We start from the raw sequence: 18,181 nt of genomic DNA on the forward strand, positions 1-18,181 counted from the left end.
ATCTATGAAAACACTTATTCAAAACGGAACATTGGTCAATGAAGGAAGAGTATTCCAGGCCGATATTCTTATCGACAACGATACCATTGAAACCATCGAGGAAAAAGGGATCGCATCCCTTTCCGATGATGTTCAAATCATAGATGCAGAAGGGAAATACGTCATTCCGGGAGTTATCGACGATCAGGTGCATTTTCGCGAACCGGGACTTACCCGGAAAGGAGACATCGGTGAAGGAAGCCGGGCTGCCGCCGCGGGAGGAGTCACCTCCTTCATGGACATGCCCAATGTTATTCCACCCACGACAACAAACGAGTTACTGAAGGAGAAACAGCATATTGCCCGTCGAAATTCATTAGTTAACTACTCTTTTTACATAGGAGCGACCTTAGATAACATAGAAGAGATTAAAAAAGTCGATCCGAAAACAACCTGCGGAATAAAAATATTCATGGGTTCCTCTACCGGCAACATGCTTGTGGATAACATAGAAGTTCTCGAGAAAATTTTTGCAGAATCTCCCCTTCTAATCGCCACACACTGCGAAGATACCCCCACGATCAACCGGAACCTGGAACTCTACAAGCAACGTTACGGCGAAGATATTCCTCCGGCCTGCCACCCGCTGATCAGAAGCCGGGAATGTTGCTACATTAGCTCTTCCTTAGCCGCACGTTTGGCCCGGAAACATCATAGCAGACTGCATATCCTCCACTTAAGCACGAAAGAAGAATTGGAGCTGTTAGATCAAGGCTCACGAAAAGAAAAACGCATCACGGGAGAAGTTTGCATCCATCATCTCTGGTTCAACGACGAAGCCTATTCGAGCAAGGGAAACCGGGTAAAATGGAACCCCGCCATCAAGACAGAAGCGGATAGACAGGCTTTGTTACGGGCTCTTAATTCCAATCGGTTAGACATCATTGCTACCGACCACGCACCTCACCTTCCGGAAGAAAAAAACGGAGTATACACGAAAGCCGCCAGCGGAGGCCCGATGGTTCAGCACTCCTTGCCCGTTATGTTACAACTGATGGAAAACGGAGAAATAACCATAGAAAATATCGTGGATAAAATGTGCCACGCACCAGCGGATATTTTTCGTATACAACAACGCGGATATCTTCGCGAAGGATACAAAGCCGATATCGTGATCGTAGAAAAAAATCCATGGACCGTGACGAAAGAGAATCTACTGTATAAATGCGGATGGTCGCCTCTCGAGGGGACGACACTCTCTTACCGGATAAACACGACCATAGTCAACGGGCATACGGTCTACCAAGAAGGGAAATTCGACGAAACCCATCGGGGAGAACTATTAACCTTCGAGGGTTAACCGAAGATCAACCATCCACAGGCAACCAACAGCAGAAGGAATAGCATATTTCCCGCCCACTTGGTATGATGAGAAATAAAGTATTGCGAAAACAAATAGACTAAAGGAATTGCCACTATATACATTCCCCCGTAACATGAACAGGGAATAATAAACATGGAACCTCCCAAAAAGAAAAGCATCGACAACATGGAAAGCAACCCTCGCCGCTGAGCCACGATTACCGTGGGATAGTTGATCAACACGTTACCGAAAGAAGCAAAAATCAATATGCCTATAATAATAAACACGATCGGTTTTGCCGATACGATCTGTATAAAAGAATCTCCTTCCCATATTTTATCCCAAAAAAGGGTGAATAATCCACCCGAATCCCCGGACAGGAAATAATACCCCCAAACTAAAAAAAACATGGTTCCAAATCCCAACAAGAGGGCAACCATATCTTTCAATGTAGCCCTTCCCGAAAAAGGCAATACGACCACGGCCCACGGGACGAGAGCGAACAAATCGGGACAAAGCAATACAGACAGGGCAATAAAAAAACCGAAATTGAATACCGGAGCATTCGTCTTAAAATGCACGATAGCCGATTGCAGGTAGGCCACGGCCAAAGCAACAAAAAATGCCGCAAATAAATAGGCATTTACCCCGTAATGACATAAAACGCCAACGGTCAATAAAGAGTAGAGAAAAGAAGGCAAGACGGAAACATGGGATAAAAACTTATAACGGTCGGCAATGAAAAAGAGCAAAAAAGCAAGAGATAAAAGCAATAGCAAACCGACCTTATCAAGCCAGAAACTCCCCTCGTACGCTTCTAAAAAAGATAACGATATCAATCCGTCGATGCCACACGGCGTGTACTCTCCTCCCAACCAATAACGAAAAAATGCTATACCTATCACTAAAAACGGTAACAGGTACAGCATATATATACTTTTCGACTTTATTATGGCATTCAGACTCATGCTTTATGGTTTACTATTTAAAGATCCGCCCCTATGTCCCTTCTGAAATTTTTTCCCGCAAAACGAATCTTTTCAACATTCTTATAGGACAATGCCAACGCCTCATTTTTCGTATGACCGAAAGAGCTGACAGCAATTACCCGCCCTCCGTTCGTCACGATATTTCCTTCCGACACTTTCGTCCCGGCATGAAAAACCAGACTATCATCCGCACTCTCTATTCCGGTTATTACCTCACCTTTTTTATAAGCTCCCGGATAACCTTCGGAGACTAACATCACCGTGGTACAAAACCGGGGATCCAATTCTAAAGCGATGTTCCGTATTCCTCCCTTGGCCGTAGCTTCAAACAGAGTCAATACATCCGTTTTTACCCGGGGCATAACCACTTCCGTTTCAGGATCTCCCATACGTACATTATACTCGATCACGTAGGGCTCACCCCCGACATTCATCAGCCCGAAAAAGATAAACCCGCGATAATCGATTCCGTCCGCTTGCAAACCCTCCACCGTCGGACGAATTATCCGTTCCTCCACTTTACGGTTAAAAGCATCGTCGGCAAAAGGCACCGGAGAGACAGCTCCCATTCCACCCGTGTTCAAACCGGTATCACCCTCTCCTATTCTTTTGTAATCCTTAGCGGATCCCAATATTTTATAATCCTTTCCGTCAGTCAAAACGAAAACCGAAAGCTCGATCCCCTTTAAAAACTCCTCGATAACCACCCGGCTTCCCGCTTTCCCGAATTTCCCGCCTAACATCAAATTCAACTCCCGCACAGCTTCATCCAAATCTTCCAGGATCAACACCCCCTTACCGGCAGCCAGTCCGTCCGCTTTTAAAACATAAGGAGACCTCATCCCTTTCAAAAAAGCAATCCCCTCCTGAAGATTATCCCGTGTTACCGTAAAATAAGCTGCCGTAGGAATGGCATGCTTTATCATAAATTCCTTTGCAAAATCTTTACTTCCCTCCAGTACCGCCCCGGCCTTACCCGGTCCGACAAGCATCAAACCGGTAAAACGTCCGTCTGCTTCAAAATAGTCCCGGATTCCTTCCACCAAAGGATCTTCCGGCCCTACAACAATCATCTCTATCTCTTTCTCCAATACGAATTCGGCCAACGCGGGAAAATCCGTCACTTGAATATCGACATTTTTAGCCAACCTATCCGTCCCCGCGTTCCCAGGGGCTACATATAACTCGGTCAATCTCGGACTTTGATTTATTTTCCAGGCCAATGCATGTTCACGACCTCCGCTACCTAATAGTAATACCTTCATCTTTTGTCTTATTTAACGGTTTATCCTTTAAATAGAAAGCTGTTAAACACATAAACTATTTTAAATTAGCGCAAAGATAGTTCTTAATCAGAAACCGTTAAGCATAAATCATAAATAAATTTGGTTTATTACGGCATTTCCCTACCTTTGTTAAAAATCAACGGCCATGACCAGATACACCACCGATGGTAATGAAAGCGAAATTCTGCAAAATTTGCTTGGTCTTACCGATCAAGAGGCCATTCACAATGCTGAATTTGAAGGTTTTCTAATGGCTGAAATCATTTTCACGGAACAACTCTCACCCCAGACACGCTTTACCGTAAAATACATCCAGAATATCCATCGCATGGCATTGAAGCACCTCTACCAGTTTGCCGGAAAATTTCGTAGCGTCAATATGTCCAAGGGCGGCTTTGTCTTTCCGGCAGCCCGCTTTATTGCCGAGAACATGGTCCGTTTCGAACAAGAGATATTGTCCGGACTTCCGGATCGCTACCCGAACAAAAAGAGACTGATTAAAGATATAGCCATCGTACACGGGGAGTTGCTTTTTATTCATCCTTTCCGAGAAGGTAATGGCCGTACGGCCCGAATATTGGCCAATCTCATGGCCCGCAAACAAGGCTATCCGGGTTTGGATTTCAATCGCATCGATTTCGAGCAATACGTAATCGCCGTTCAGCAAGTAGCCAAGCGGGATTACACTCGGATGGAACAAATTATTTCTTCTGCATTATGAGTTTCCGATCTACCTGTTCCAATATCGTATAGGCTGTTTTTTCCTGAATCTCTATTCCTTCCAAACGAAAGGATGCAATCATGCCTTGTAATATCTCTTCTCTCACGGCAGTTAATGTTTTAACAGGCATCTCTTCTATTACTTTTTCCATGTAACAAATATACGAATTTTTCTACTAACGACCAAAGATTTAAACACAAAAAAAAACATCAAAATCCTCATTATCGGCATATTATACGGTACACGTACGAGTCAGACAGGAAGGTCGCTCCGAGATACGCAAATCGACTAATATATCCGGGGTGTATAACCGCCTTGCATGGACTCGTCGACGGTGTAATTCAGGAATCGATTAAAGGGCAGAAGCAGCTTTAAACGTTCCGCACACCTTTTTACAAGTCGATCCTCCTCCCAGAATCCGTCGGTAATACGGTTCGTTACCGTGTAGGTTTTGTATTTCAATAATTCGGCTTCCGGAAAATCTTTAGGAAAAGGAACAGGCACTTTCTTTAATTTTTCCCCGTCCATATAATAGTACTTCTCGAATTCCGGATTACGGATAATAGCAAGGAATTCTTCCACATTATCATACACATCCCGCCTTAACGCTTTCAGCATCGCCGGAGAAGGACACCAGATTCCCCCCGCAAACAGGGATCCTCCCGGCTCAATATGTACATAATAACCTCCCCTCGGATTCATTTTTCCCCCTTTCACCATAAAAGCACCTATATGCGTCTTATAAGGAGTTTTATCCGCGGCGAAACGCGTATCCCGGTATATTCGAAAAATACAATCCTTTACCAGCAATCCATCGATCTCCGGATCAAATTCGGCTATCTCCTGTATCAACTCTCGAATAAACTCTTCATGAATAGCTTTTATTTTCAAATAACGGGATTTATTCGCCTGAAACCATTCCCGATTATTGTTCTCTTTCAAATCACTCAAAAAACTCAATACCTCTTTCATCGCTTTTCTTATTTTGCCGGCTCCCATTTCATCTCATCGACACGAAGATCGTGTGCCAATTTTCTCGATAAAACAAAAAGATAATCCGATAAACGGTTCATGTAGCGCGTAATCACTTCATCCACCTCTATCGTCTCACTCATATCTAATATCCGACGCTCCACCCGTCGACAAACAGTTCGGGCAATATGACAGGCCGACACCGCCTGATCTCCCCCGGGTAGCACGAAGAATCTCATGGGGGGCAAAACCTCGTCCATCCGGTCTATTGCCTTTTCCAAAAACTCTATATCCTCCGATGTGCAAGGAAGTTGCTGCTGCAAATCCGAAACCGTCGCATCTGTTGCCAAATTGGCCCCCACGACAAACAATACATTCTGAATGCGAACGATCTCCTCTATACTCTCTTCCGGAATAGAATAAGAACGAATCATTCCCAAATGAGCGTTCAGTTCATCCACGCCCCCATACGCCTCCAATCTCACGTTATTCTTAGGGACCCGCGTGCCTCCGATCAAAGAAGTGGTTCCCTTGTCCCCGGTTTTCGTGTATACTTTCATCTTATATTAAATTTTAGATTCATAACTCCAGACTCCCCCTATCCGGCATGCAGTCCCCTTTAAATAATCATATTGTATCTCCCTCTTTGCAACCGGTTATCGAAGAACAACATTCCGTACCACATCATATCAATCGAAACCGTACACTCTTTCCTCCATTGTCTCCACAATTGAGCATTCAACGGTTTCTTGTAAATATCGGTGATAATAACACAAAGCGGTCCTTCCTTTCTTTCTTTCAACAGAGATTCGCATGCCGCACTCCAAACCCCGTCGAGCTCCCGTCCCAAAAACATCATGTCCAACGGAACTTCGCCGATAGAGGCCGGTTCTACTTTTTCATACCGCTCTCCCTTAAACTCCTTTCCCTTATAAAAAAGACGCATATCCCTGGAAACAGCTTCCAAATAAGAGATCACAAACGGATTCTCCAACCCCAATAACAAGACATTCCGATAAGACAGGTAATCCGACAAGCGGAAAAGCAAACGGCATAATTTCTTTTCGCTGCTCCGTAACTTAGCCCTTGTTTCTATTCGCTCGAAATCATAGTAGAGGTTTCTCTCTTTAATCACATTCGTAATCAAATCGAATACGAAAGGAGAGTGGACGCCGAATCCTCTTTTATGCCTGAAGCGAATGGCATGTTTCACTCGTTGTTTCAAATAATTATACATCTCAATTTTTCCTCATAGTCATCGAATACGACCTTGTCGCTCTTTCATTCAAAACTCCGAACAACGAAATTAAAATTTATTCCCGACTTGCTCAACAAAGTCATCTATTTTTTTTATTTTCGTTCGACAAATAAAGTATAAACACATCTTTTCTGTTTTGGAAATAGCCGGATTAAATATTAAATTTTTACCTGGAGTGGGTCCTAAACGGGCCTCTTTACTCGAACAAGAATTAAATATCTGCAGCTACGAGGATATGCTTTATCATATCCCTTACAAATACATCGATCGTACCCGGTTATACACGATAAGAGAGTTGAATGCTCAACTACCCTATATCCAGATTAAAGCAAAAATATCCCGATTAACCGCCGTCGGAGCCGGGAAACAAAAACGAATGGTGGCGACGGCAAGTGACGGCACGGGAGAACTGGAGCTCGTCTGGTTCAAAGGATACAAATACTTGGATAGTCAAATCTTACCCGATAAAGAATACCTGATATTCGGGAAGCCGAGTGTATTCAACCAACAGCTAAATATCGTTCATCCGGAAATAGATCTCTACGAAGCGAATGCCAAACAACTGGTAGGGTTTCAGGCTGTTTATCCTACCACGGAAAAAATGAAAAAAAGTTTCCTCACGTCGAGAGTCATCAGCAAAATTCAGGCAAGCATATTCAAAAACCTGAACGGACGCATCGCGGAAACTTTACCGGCTTGGTTTATCAAAAAACACAATTTGATCTATCTTCATGATGCCCTTTTCAACATACATTTTCCCGAAAATCCGGAATTACTTCGAAAAGCACAATACCGGTTAAAATTCGAAGAATTATTCTATATCCAACTGAATATTCTTAAACTGAAATTCAACCGCAAAGTTTCATTCAGGGGACATCCGTTCCATGTCGTCGGAGATTACTTCAATAACTTCTATCATAACCTCCTCCCGTTCCCCTTGACGGACGCCCAAAAGCGAGTGATCAAAGAGATCCGGCTGGATTGCGGCTCAGGCAAGCAGATGAATCGCCTCCTGCAAGGAGATGTGGGAAGCGGCAAAACATTGGTAGCCGTCATGTGCATGTTGATCGCCTTAGACAACGGCTATCAAGCCTGTATCATGGCTCCGACCGAAATTTTAGCCGCTCAGCATTACGAAACCATCACACAAATGCTGAAAGACACTCCTATTAGCGTAGCCTTGTTAACAGGCTCCACCAAAAAGAAAGAACGGGACATTATACATGAAGCGTTAGCCGACGGCCGATTGCAAATTCTCGTCGGCACGCATGCCCTTTTGGAGGATGTCGTATGCTTCAACAACGTCGGATTGGTCGTTATCGACGAACAACACCGTTTCGGTGTAGCGCAACGCGCCAAATTATGGCAAAAAAACAATACTCCTCCCCATATGTTAGTTATGACGGCAACCCCTATTCCCCGCACCTTGGCCATGACCCTCTACGGGGACCTGGATGTTTCCGTCATCGATCAACTTCCCCCGGGAAGAAAACCTATTACTACCTACCATACGTTCGAGAGTAAACGAAACGACGTTTACAAATTCATTCTAAAAGAATTAGAGGCCGGCAGACAAGCTTATATCGTGTATCCGCTGATTTCCGAATCCGAAAAAATGGACTATAGAAACTTAGAAGAGGGATACGAACAGGTATATCAATTTTTCGCACCTCGCGGATACCAATCCGTTATCGTTCACGGGAAACTCAAACCGGCAGAAAAAGAGGCCCAAATGCATTATTTCGTCTCCGGGAAAGCTCAAATACTCGTTGCAACTACCGTAATCGAAGTAGGGGTAAATGTCCCCAATGCCTCCATCATGGTTATCGAAAGTGCAGAACGTTTCGGACTCTCCCAACTACATCAACTTCGGGGACGTGTCGGTAGAGGTGCCGATCAATCCTATTGCATACTGATGACCTCCTACAAACTCTCCAACGATTCCCGCAAACGCATCGAAACCATGACTTCCACGAACGATGGCTTTGAAATAGCCGAAGCAGACTTAAAACTCCGGGGACCGGGAGACATCGAAGGAACCCAACAAAGCGGGCTGAGCTGCAACCTCAGGGTGGCCAACCTCGGAAAAGACGGCATGATACTCAATGAAGCCGCCCAAGCCGCCCATACCCTCCTTGAAGCCGACCCCAATCTTTCAAAAGAGGAAAACCTGGTTTTCGCTTCCCAAGTCAAACGACTTTTCAAAACCAAAATCAATTGGAGATACATCAGCTGACGATTGTAGATTAAAAGATTTAGGGATTGGGAGATATAATGATTAGGAGATTAGGTGATTAGGTGATTTAGTGATTAGGTGATTTAGTGATTAAATTTAAATCACGGAATCACTAATTCATTGAATCGCAGAATTTATCGGGTCTACAATTTAAAATTTACAATTGATTAAAGGGAAAGGGATAAAACGAAGGGACATAAATAGTAAATGGCGAGCGTCGTGTTCTATTTTTGGAACGACAGGACGACGGACTGTCCGAGCGTAGCGAGTCCCGGAGGACAGTGAACGAAAAACGTTTACACGACCGACGAGAACGTCCCAGCCCCGGAGAGTTATACCTTGCAATTGTAGATTAAAACAGCACATTGCACCCGTCCCCGGGTACTACAAAAAAGCCGCCGTCTGAAAAATCAGACGGCGGCTTTGTATGATAGAAACTAAAATTTAGTCTGCCTGTTCTACTACTTTGAACATTTTCTTCGCAGACTTCATCACCTTCACTTTATTTTGACCATCCATCAAATACCAAGCTTTTTCTTCCGGGAAATATTGGAATTCAGCTTTGGCATCCGTATTTTGGCTGGCAACAGACATCTTATTCAAAGATTTGGTTACGGTATAAGAATTTCCGGCATACATAACCTGACTCTCCTCTACCTCTCCCTCATTCATTGCCAACGGATCTTCACCACCCCAGAATTCAATGGAATTAAAGATCAAAACGTCACCCAAACAAGCCAATTCGTAAGCCGGCAAGATGCACAATCCCAAAAATACCAACTCATTCACGAATTTCTTTTGAGACACTTGCTTATTCCAACTATGCAATTTTGTTGTCAAACCAAATGATCCGAAACATCCCGTAAAGGCAACTGAAGACACACCAATCATCAGAATAGCCACCACTCTTGTAAAATTTTTCTTCATAACTTTTTGTTTAAATTTAGACTATATAAAGTATTATATAAAAAATGTAACAATTATTTCCCTATTACTTCTTCTTATAGAATTTTTTCGGTTTAATCATCAGCTCCGGACGCAACAAATTATCCAGCTCCTCTTTCGTCAACAATCCCTCTTCCAAAACCAGATCGTAAACACTTCTTCTCTCTTGTAAAGCGCGTTTGGCAATACGAGAAGAATTCTCATAACCCAACGTCGGATTCAAGGCGGTCACGATTCCGATACTATTCATAACCAACTCTTTGCAATGTTCGGGATTGGCAGTAATACCGTTAACGCATAAAACTCTCAAACGTTCCATAACCTTGGTCAACATCTGAATAGAGTTAAACAAAGAGAACACGATAATCGGCTCCATAACGTTCAACTGCAACTGACCAGCCTCCGCCGCCATCATTACAGTCGTATCGCTACCGACCACGTTAAAACAAACCTGATTTACCACCTCAGGAATAACCGGGTTGACTTTACCGGGCATAATGGAAGAGCCGGGTTGCATAGGCGGTAAGTTGATTTCGCCCAAACCACATCTCGGACCGCTTGACAACAAACGCAAGTCATTACAAATCTTCGACAATTGAACGGCCAAACGTTTCAATTCGGAAGAATAACTTACACAAGCACCGGTATCCGGAGTAGCAGCAATCAAATTCGGGGCTAAAACAAACTCCTCGCCGCTTATAATACGTAATTCGCGCGTACAAATTTCAGAATATTCCGGCTCTGAATTGATTCCGGTACCAATAGCCGTGGCACCCATATTTTGTTCCAGGAACAATCTGGAAGCATCGTTCAACCTCTCGATATTCTCTTCCAATGTTACGGCAAAAGCTTCAAACTCCTGTCCTAATGTCATAGGTACCGCATCTTGCAACTGAGTACGTCCCATTTTCAATACATCGACAAACTCCCTGCCTTTGGCGCGGAAAGCTTCCACCATCAATTTCAACTCAGCTACCAGATCTTTATTCATCAGAATAATAGCCAAATGGAATGACGTTGGATAAGCATCATTGGTCGATTGAGACAGATTAACATGATTGTTCGGATGGCAATATTGATATTCACCCTTTTGATGTCCTAACAATTCCAAAGCCCGGTTGGCAACCACTTCATTAATATTCATGTTCGTGGAAGTTCCGGCACCACCTTGTACCATATCAACCGGGAATTGATCATGCAATTTGCCATCAATTATCTCTTCGCAAGCCGCGGTAATCACATTTGCAATCTCCTTCGGGATCAAATCCAACTCCAGATTAGCCTTGGCTGCAGCCCATTTTACCATGGCCAAAGCCTTCACGTAATTCGGAAAATCACCGATATGACGTCCACTGATTCCCGCAAAGTTTTCAATAGCTCTCAAAGTCTGTACCCCATAATAAGCATCCATGGGCACCTCTTTGTTTCCTAACAAATCATGTTCAATTCTTGTTTTCATAATCCTGTTATAATTAATTATTTCCAATACGTTTATTACTTACTTTAGTTTCATTATGAATGGGAACTCTTTTATTACAGAATCGTATTCCCGATTTTTCATTAAAACGAACCGTAAAAAATTAATCCGGCAAAGGTACAAAAGAGAAACGACAAAACGAATTTTTTTGTAGAAATTATCAAAAGAATGTAACTATTGAAGTATCTATATGTCAACAAAATAGACTCAATTTTAACAAAAAAAAGTCCTATGAAGGACTTTTTTGTATCATCGATGTAAAGATGGGAATCATTCGAACGAACCGGATTCGGATGCCAAATCACCCAGAGGCTTAAAATGATCGGGCACGGTCTGCCCTTCATCATTCGAAAAATAGGGAAACACATCCATAAAAGTCGTATCCGCAAGAGACACAATTTCAAAGGGAACTACATAAGTGGACAAGCTCTTTTCCAAATTCTCCAACGCCCGGTCAATGTTCGCTCCCGCTACTAAAAAATACTGGAAAGCTCTCTTTTCCTTACCGGTGAGCTGATCGGCATCGATAATCGCGATTTTAGCCTTATACCACTTGTCGTCGTTCCCATCGTTCGACTCCACCAATTCCGTAATATTTGATTTTTTCAATCCGGCAATATAAAAATCTCCCTGAATCATAGAGGCTAACGCTTCCGTGATACGACTCTCCGCTTCCGTATAAGAGACTGCATCCAAAAGATACATTTCCGAAACTTTCTTCTCTTTACCGTCTTCCGTTACCTTCGTATACTTAATCTTACATTCAAACCAATTTGCTGTCATATATTCTACTTTAATTTACACAATAATCGACATCAAAGATAACACGAAAAAAAACGAGGAAACCGAAATTTCCTCGTTTTTTTTATGATTGAATCAATCAATATCTTCTTTCTGATCTCTCGGAATTATATCCTCCGCGACGTTCGCGATTAAATCCACCGCGATTTCCACCGCGGTTTCCGAAATTCGGTTTATCCGTTCTCGGTTTAGCCACGTTCACGTTGATTACCTTTCCATCATATTCAGCCTGATTCAATTCGTCGATGGCTTTCTGACCTAACGTATCGTCAGCAAGTTCAACAAATCCGAAACCTCTGGATCTTCCGCTTTCGCGATCCATAATTACTTTTGCAGAAACGATTTCGCCATAATCTGCAAACAACTCTCTTAAATCAGCATCATCGATGCTGTAACTTAAATTTGAAATGTAAATGTTCATTAAGTAAAACTTTAATAATAAATATTCATTCAATTGAGTGCTTTGGATTGATAAAAAGTTTACTTAACGATACATAATACATGAAAGGCAAGTACTTTAAAAACAACGAACTCAACTCAATCTTGCGACAAAGATACGTCTATATTCCAATAAAACAATGCTTCTCCTAAAATTATTTACTTAAACAACATTAATTATGATCGACTGCCTCTCGGCATGTTACTTGAGGTCATTAAAATAAGTAACAAATTTTTCATGAGGAACCGACACGCATATACGGGAATACGCACTCGCGTACGTTTGCCGCGTCTTGGTAAAGAAATCAAGGGACACGGCTCCTATATAATGACGCAATAACTCCTCTTCACTCCGATTTACAATCACAAAAATTCCCTTGGGAACCGTTCCCTGATAAAATTCATCAGCCAATAGTTTCCTTTGTTTCAGGTAATCGATATTCAACGCGATATCCCGCGTTGTCTTTGCCTTAAAATCCGATACAGCTCTCTTACCCTCAGGAGTCGTTAACAAACGAAGCACCAACTCCTGCGCAAAACCGTTGATCCCATTGGTATTATACATGACCCGAACTTCCAACTCGTCATGCAACTCTTTATTTTTGGTATAAATAAAACCCAATCGCTGCCCGCTCAATCCCACGGATTTACTAAAACTCTCGGTGATAATCACATTCTCCATATCCATCAATCTCACGTAATAATCATCTCGTCCATCCATAAAAAGACGACGGTAGGGACAATCGTAATACACAACAACACCCGCATCATTCAACTGCCGGATGATGTCAAGTTGTTGTTCATCATCATGCTTATCTCCTAACGGGTTACTCGGATCACTGATCAAAACGGCATTACCCTCCAACTCTTCCAGCATCTCGAGGAGATCGGCCTGGCTATTGTATTCGGCATTTTTCACATTCCGTATCGTCAACATCTTATAGTAACACCCCCAATAATAGGCAGGCAAATACAATTTCCCGATACAAACCGTTTGGGCGACCAGATCCAACGCATGCATTCCCCCTGCCGTGATCAAAATACGATCGGAAGAGGATTTCCCCATAAAAAATTCTTCATTTATCGCCGCTCTCAACTCCGGGCGACCGGCGCCGTGCGGATAGACCTGGATCTCCGGGGAGTTAAAATCGATCCCTTTTACAACTTCGGTCAAATCGATCGGGACAACCTGATTTACCCCCCGGTTCAGGGGTAAATACTCTTTTCCGTTTACCCGCATTAATTCTTTCAGATTCTCTCCTATTTGTACAATTTTAGAAAGAACGGCTCCACTTCTATTTATCTTCATAACTAATACTTATTCGTTTCAGCACTCTTTCAACCGTGCATTGATCAAATCCCGATATTCAAAATACAGCTCTTCCAGTAATGGCATCTTCTCGACAAAGAAAGCATATATCTTTTCCCAATCCCCCGCGTTATACAAACTCACTCCCGGCAGCTCGAAAAAAATCGCGCTCACCCGGCGATCTTTTTCAACCCCTTCATACTCCTCCTCCCATATCAATTCCGAACCGCATACCCCGGCGAACAATTTCCGATAAGCAAGAAAACATTCATAAATTTCAAAACGGCGTAAATCATTCTTATGATCTATTTGAAACATAACCAACGCTTTTCGGTCATCAGCAAAAAATTTCAATTGCACTGATTTTATCTTTACCCCGGTCAACACCCAACGTCGATCGATACGTTTTTTCCGGCAATAGGATTTAAAGCCTTGCCAAAAACCGATTCTTATCGCTTTCGCCTCCTCTTTCGTATACATAACACATTCTACTTTAGGACCGACAAATATACAGGGTTCTCATGAAATACCCAAAGCCTGTTTCATATGTTCGACATCCGTCCCGTGCAACATGTCGATCAATTGATCGAATATCATATGGAATCCGTATTCCCCGTCGACCATCGCATTCACGGCATCTTCCTTGCTGATTCCTAAAAAAAGAATCTGATACATGGCACAAACGGCTCCCGTTCGGTCGGAACCGTGCCAACAATGAATCAGAATCGGTCCTTCCCGGTCCCGAAGGATACGCATGGCTTCCAGAAGATCATCCTGATTCATTTTGGAAGCTTTCATTCTCAAACGATGCAATTTGATGTCGGTTCCTCTCGCTTCATCCTTATCGTTATGACGGTTGCGTAAATTCAGGACCTCCTTGATACCGAATTGCTCAAGAGCCCGGAAATCACGATAAGAAGGTTGGTCCGACCGGTAGACATCCTTATCAATCCGATAACAATTTTTCAGCCGACTCCCGGGAACCGTTATTTTTTCTACCATAACCTTATTTTTATCGAATACAAATTTATGCATTTCCTTATAGCCGAAAAAGAAATATCCTATTAAAGAACAACATTTTTTTATATATTTGCTGGAGATTCAACCACGCGTATATGTTGACATTAAAATATTATTCCGATAAAATTGAAGCCGGTTGCGATGAAGCCGGACGAGGATGCCTGGCGGGTCCCGTTTTCGCTGCTGCCGTAATACTCCCGGACAATTTTTCCAACGAGATGTTGAATGACTCGAAACAGCTTTCCGAAAAAAAAAGAGACGAACTGCGTTTGATTATAGAACGGGAAGCTTTAGCCTGGGCCGTTGCCAGTATGGACAATGAAGAAATCGATAAAATCAACATCTTAAACGCTTCCATCGCGGCAATGCAAAAAGCATTAGGAATGCTCTCCATCCGACCGGAACATATCCTTATCGACGGAAATCGTTTTAAACCGTACGAGGAGATCGAATATCACTGTATCGTAAAAGGGGACGGGAAATACATGTCTATCGCGGCGGCATCGATTTTAGCCAAGACTCACCGGGACGAATACATGAAAAACCTACACAAAGAGTATCCGGTTTACGATTGGCAACGTAATAAAGGTTATCCGACCAAAGAGCACAGGGCTCAAATCCGGATACACGGGATCACCCCTTTCCACCGGAAAACATTCAATTTAACAGACCAGCAATTAGAATTGAATTTTAATGATTGAGAGATAACATATCGTATCAATTTCCTTTTAACTATAAGCATTATGGCCCTCATTAATTCCATCATATCCTTATTTTCATCCAAACGATTATCGCAAATCGATTATTTCAAGGCAAATCCCATACAAGTCCAGGAAGAAACCTTGCAAAATCTTTTGCAAACGGCAAAAGATACGGAATACGGGAAAAAATACGATTTTGCCTCCATTTGGACCTCGGAACAATACCGGGAAAGACTTCCGATCGTTCACTATGAAGAAATCGCACCCTATTCCGAACGCCTAATGAATGGAGAGCAAAATTTGCTATGGCCGGAACCTATTACCTGGTTCGCTAAATCTTCTGGTACCACAGCCGCCAAAAGCAAGTTCATTCCTGTCAGTAAAGAAGCTTTAGAAAACTGTCACTTCCGGGGAGGCAAGGATGTCATCTCGCTTTTTAACCGGAATTATCCAGACGCACAGGCCTTCGGGGGCAAGACGTTAGCTTTAGGGGGAAGCAGCGAGGTCTCTAACGTAAACTCCAATTGCCAATACGGAGATCTTTCCGCCATCCTGATTTCAAACACCCCGTTTTGGGCCAATCTAATGAAAACCCCCGATCAATCCATCATGCTGATGAGCGAATGGGAAGAAAAAATCGAAAAGATCTGCGATGTAACCATAAAAGAGGACGTAAGATGCTTAGCCGGCGTTCCCAGTTGGTTTTTAACCCTGATCAACCGCATTCTGGAACGTACAGGTAAAAATAATCTCCACGAGGTGTGGCCGAACTTAGAGTTGTTTATCCACGGAGGAGTCAGTTTCTCCCCTTACCGGGAACAATACAAACGGCTTCTCCCCAATCCGAAAATGAAATACATGGAGACCTACAATGCCTCCGAAGGATTTTTCGGGATCCAGGACAATCCGAACGATTCATCCATGTTATTGATGCTCGACTACGGGATATATTACGAATTCATGCCTACTGCCGAGTTAGGAAAAACCAACCCACGGAGTCTTTCACTGAAAGAGGTAGAAACAGACGTAAACTATGCCCTGATTATTTCGACGAACGGTGGACTATGGCGTTATATGATCGGAGACACCATCCAGTTTACTTCCCTGAAACCCTACAAATTCCGGATCACGGGACGCACCAAGCTATTTATTAACGCCTTCGGGGAAGAACTAATCATCGACAATGCAACTCAGGCCATAGATGAAGCTTGTCGTCAGATGCAATGCAATATCATCGATTTCACGGCTGCCCCGGTTTTTATGGAGGAAGGGAAAAAAGGGGCGCACGAATGGATTGTCGAATTCGAAACTCCCCCCGGCGACCCGGAAGCTTTTGCCGAGATATTGGATAACGAACTAAAGAAACTCAATTCCGATTACGAGGCAAAGAGATATAAAAACATGTCCCTTCAACGATTGATCCTTCACGTCGCCCGGCCCAATCTATTTAAGGATTGGCTCAAAGAAAAAGGCAAATTAGGAGGCCAGAATAAAGTTCCCCGCCTATGGAACGACCGAACCCATTTGGAAGAATTACTACAATTAAACAACAAAATATAAAACGGAACGTAATTATTCCTTAGCATATTTATAAACTTTTTGTCTATCATTTTTAACGGTGCTACCGTTAAGAATATATTTTTGTAAAAAAAATCATCCATGAAAAAAACAACTATTTTAACAACAATCGCAACAGTATTGGTACTGTTCAGCTGTAAAAGCAACACGGGAAATTTAGCCCAACTAACAGCTAACAAATGGCAACTAAAAGAGATGAGTGTGGAAAACAAAAAGGCGGTACTTCCGGAAAGAGTTCCTTCCGTAGAGTTTGCCGATTCCAACGCTATGTACGGATTTTCCGGTTGCAATCGCTTTTTCGGGAAATACACCACCGAAGGAAATACCATTAAAATCGAACCGGGAGGAAGCACCATGATGGCTTGCCCCAATCTGCAATTCGAGGATCAATTTATGAAAGTATTTGCCCAAATGACCTCTTATTCCATCACGAATAAAGAGTTAAAATTAACGGACAAAGCGAAAAAGCAGATTTTAATCTTTGTTCCGCAAAAAGAGGAACAACGGATAGGAGTGGCGAACGACGAACACGGATGTAACGCTGCAGCCGGGTACGCGTGGTCGGAAGTATCCCAAGAGTGTATCCGTCTATTCGAGTCTGGTATCCGCATGCTTTCCAAACAAAATCCGGAAGCCTCGAGCGCCGCTTTTATCGTTTTCGCACCGGACTCCTCTAAAGTAGAACTATTTTTACCCGGAGAGGAGATTCGTCCGATCTTAGACAAAAGAAGTCTTCCCAAGGGAGGAAGCGCCTGGAACATAGAAGACGACGACACCTACAATGTCAGAAGAGTCGACGGCAAATGGATTATCGAGAAGCGGACAGAAACGCTGTTCGTTCAAGATCCGAACGGACCTGTCACCATCACCTACGTGGGAGGAAACGGCAAAAATAAAATGTTGTACCAAATTACGGTAACCTATTTCCCCGATCAGGAAAAAGCAAAGGTTCAATACGACGACCAGATCTTCGAGTTAACCCAGCAAGTCTCTGCTTCCGGGGTCCATTACAAAAACGATCAAGTGGATTTGATCGGTAAAGGCAAAGAGATACAATTCACACTTCCCGACGGAATGATTCTGAAAATGAACGAAAAATAATAAACGA

At 43.0% G+C, this 18,181-nt stretch carries 19 protein-coding genes; 6 read left to right on the forward strand and 13 right to left on the reverse strand.

Annotation, left to right across the window (positions count from 1 at the left end; genetic code table 11):
• The first annotated feature begins 4 nt into the window (after positions 1-4).
• Complete coding sequence (locus BN3283_RS10335) at positions 5-1,339, forward strand: dihydroorotase (RefSeq protein WP_041504670.1); 1,335 nt, start codon at positions 5-7, stop codon at positions 1,337-1,339.
• On the opposite strand, the gene BN3283_RS10340 is transcribed toward BN3283_RS10335, so the two are convergent.
• Positions 1,336-2,310 carry a hypothetical protein gene (locus tag BN3283_RS10340; protein WP_041504669.1) on the reverse strand — a complete coding sequence of 325 codons (975 nt, stop codon included), beginning with the start codon at positions 2,308-2,310 and terminating at the stop codon, positions 1,336-1,338. The two genes, BN3283_RS10335 and BN3283_RS10340, sit on opposite strands and share 4 nt — an antisense overlap.
• A 17-nt stretch (positions 2,311-2,327) precedes the next feature.
• Entirely contained in the window at positions 2,328-3,596 is a 1,269-nt protein-coding gene (gene purD, locus BN3283_RS10345; protein ID WP_059026600.1) for a phosphoribosylamine--glycine ligase, read from the reverse strand.
• Between the two features lie 166 nt (positions 3,597-3,762).
• Between purD and BN3283_RS10350 the strand changes: the two genes are divergently transcribed.
• Positions 3,763-4,338, forward strand: a complete 576-nt coding sequence (locus tag BN3283_RS10350) for a Fic/DOC family protein (RefSeq protein ID WP_059026601.1) — start codon at positions 3,763-3,765, stop codon at positions 4,336-4,338.
• Here BN3283_RS10350 and BN3283_RS14530 read toward each other — a convergent pair.
• The 4 genes from BN3283_RS14530 to BN3283_RS10365 all read right to left on the reverse strand — a co-directional run bounded on the left by BN3283_RS14530 (position 4,319) and on the right by BN3283_RS10365 (position 6,547).
• Positions 4,319-4,489 (reverse strand): hypothetical protein, encoded by a 171-nt coding sequence (locus BN3283_RS14530; protein ID WP_154665528.1) that lies wholly within the window; start codon positions 4,487-4,489, stop codon positions 4,319-4,321. The two genes, BN3283_RS10350 and BN3283_RS14530, sit on opposite strands and share 20 nt — an antisense overlap.
• A gap of 137 nt (positions 4,490-4,626) precedes the next feature.
• Entirely contained in the window at positions 4,627-5,310 is a 684-nt protein-coding gene (locus BN3283_RS10355; protein WP_059027239.1) for a DUF2461 domain-containing protein, read from the reverse strand.
• An 8-nt stretch (positions 5,311-5,318) separates the two neighbouring features.
• A complete protein-coding gene (locus BN3283_RS10360; RefSeq protein WP_059026602.1) occupies positions 5,319-5,870 on the reverse strand; it encodes a cob(I)yrinic acid a,c-diamide adenosyltransferase in 552 nt (183 codons plus the stop codon).
• 59 nt (positions 5,871-5,929) lie between these two features.
• Complete coding sequence (locus tag BN3283_RS10365) at positions 5,930-6,547, reverse strand: hypothetical protein (protein WP_041502888.1); 618 nt, start codon at positions 6,545-6,547, stop codon at positions 5,930-5,932.
• A gap of 145 nt (positions 6,548-6,692) precedes the next feature.
• On the opposite strand from BN3283_RS10365, the gene recG reads away from it, so the two are divergent.
• Positions 6,693-8,804, forward strand: a complete 2,112-nt coding sequence (recG, locus tag BN3283_RS10370; protein ID WP_041504665.1) for an ATP-dependent DNA helicase RecG — start codon at positions 6,693-6,695, stop codon at positions 8,802-8,804.
• A gap of 444 nt (positions 8,805-9,248) precedes the next feature.
• On the opposite strand, the gene BN3283_RS10375 is transcribed toward recG, so the two are convergent.
• The 7 genes from BN3283_RS10375 to BN3283_RS10405 all read right to left on the reverse strand — a co-directional run bounded on the left by BN3283_RS10375 (position 9,249) and on the right by BN3283_RS10405 (position 14,776).
• The gene (locus tag BN3283_RS10375) at positions 9,249-9,731 is read right to left on the reverse strand and encodes a DUF3332 domain-containing protein (protein WP_059026603.1); all 483 of its coding nucleotides are present in this window, start codon (positions 9,729-9,731) and stop codon (positions 9,249-9,251) included.
• 64 nt (positions 9,732-9,795) lie between these two features.
• Positions 9,796-11,208, reverse strand: coding sequence for an aspartate ammonia-lyase (gene aspA / locus BN3283_RS10380; protein WP_041502885.1), 1,413 nt, complete (start codon positions 11,206-11,208; stop codon positions 9,796-9,798).
• 288 nt (positions 11,209-11,496) lie between these two features.
• Positions 11,497-12,009 (reverse strand): DUF4494 domain-containing protein, encoded by a 513-nt coding sequence (locus BN3283_RS10385; RefSeq protein WP_041502884.1) that lies wholly within the window; start codon positions 12,007-12,009, stop codon positions 11,497-11,499.
• 97 nt (positions 12,010-12,106) lie between these two features.
• Positions 12,107-12,448, reverse strand: a complete 342-nt coding sequence (gene rbp / locus BN3283_RS10390) for an RNA-binding regulator (RefSeq protein ID WP_041502883.1) — start codon at positions 12,446-12,448, stop codon at positions 12,107-12,109.
• Positions 12,449-12,667: 219 nt separating this feature from the next.
• Positions 12,668-13,774, reverse strand: coding sequence for a pyridoxal phosphate-dependent aminotransferase (locus BN3283_RS10395; protein ID WP_059026604.1), 1,107 nt, complete (start codon positions 13,772-13,774; stop codon positions 12,668-12,670).
• An 18-nt stretch (positions 13,775-13,792) separates the two neighbouring features.
• Positions 13,793-14,254: a DUF4268 domain-containing protein gene (locus BN3283_RS10400; RefSeq protein WP_041504663.1), complete on the reverse strand. Its 462-nt coding sequence runs from the start codon at positions 14,252-14,254 to the stop codon at positions 13,793-13,795.
• A gap of 39 nt (positions 14,255-14,293) precedes the next feature.
• A complete protein-coding gene (locus BN3283_RS10405; protein WP_235375047.1) occupies positions 14,294-14,776 on the reverse strand; it encodes a tyrosine-protein phosphatase in 483 nt (160 codons plus the stop codon).
• Positions 14,777-14,889: 113 nt separating this feature from the next.
• Here BN3283_RS10405 and rnhB point away from each other — a divergent pair, with 113 nt between their 5' ends.
• The 3 genes from rnhB (at position 14,890) to BN3283_RS10420 (ending at position 18,174) form a co-directional block, all read left to right on the forward strand.
• Complete coding sequence (gene rnhB, locus BN3283_RS10410; RefSeq protein WP_041502879.1) at positions 14,890-15,495, forward strand: ribonuclease HII; 606 nt, start codon at positions 14,890-14,892, stop codon at positions 15,493-15,495.
• A 42-nt stretch (positions 15,496-15,537) separates the two neighbouring features.
• Positions 15,538-17,055, forward strand: coding sequence for a GH3 auxin-responsive promoter family protein (locus BN3283_RS10415; protein WP_041502878.1), 1,518 nt, complete (start codon positions 15,538-15,540; stop codon positions 17,053-17,055).
• A 99-nt stretch (positions 17,056-17,154) separates the two neighbouring features.
• The gene (locus BN3283_RS10420; protein ID WP_059026605.1) at positions 17,155-18,174 is read left to right on the forward strand and encodes an META domain-containing protein; all 1,020 of its coding nucleotides are present in this window, start codon (positions 17,155-17,157) and stop codon (positions 18,172-18,174) included.
• Positions 18,175-18,181: the final 7 nt, after the last annotated feature.

This window comes from Gabonibacter massiliensis, from assembly GCA_001487125.1.
Taxonomy (GTDB): Bacteria; Bacteroidota; Bacteroidia; order Bacteroidales; family Marinifilaceae; genus Gabonibacter; species Gabonibacter massiliensis.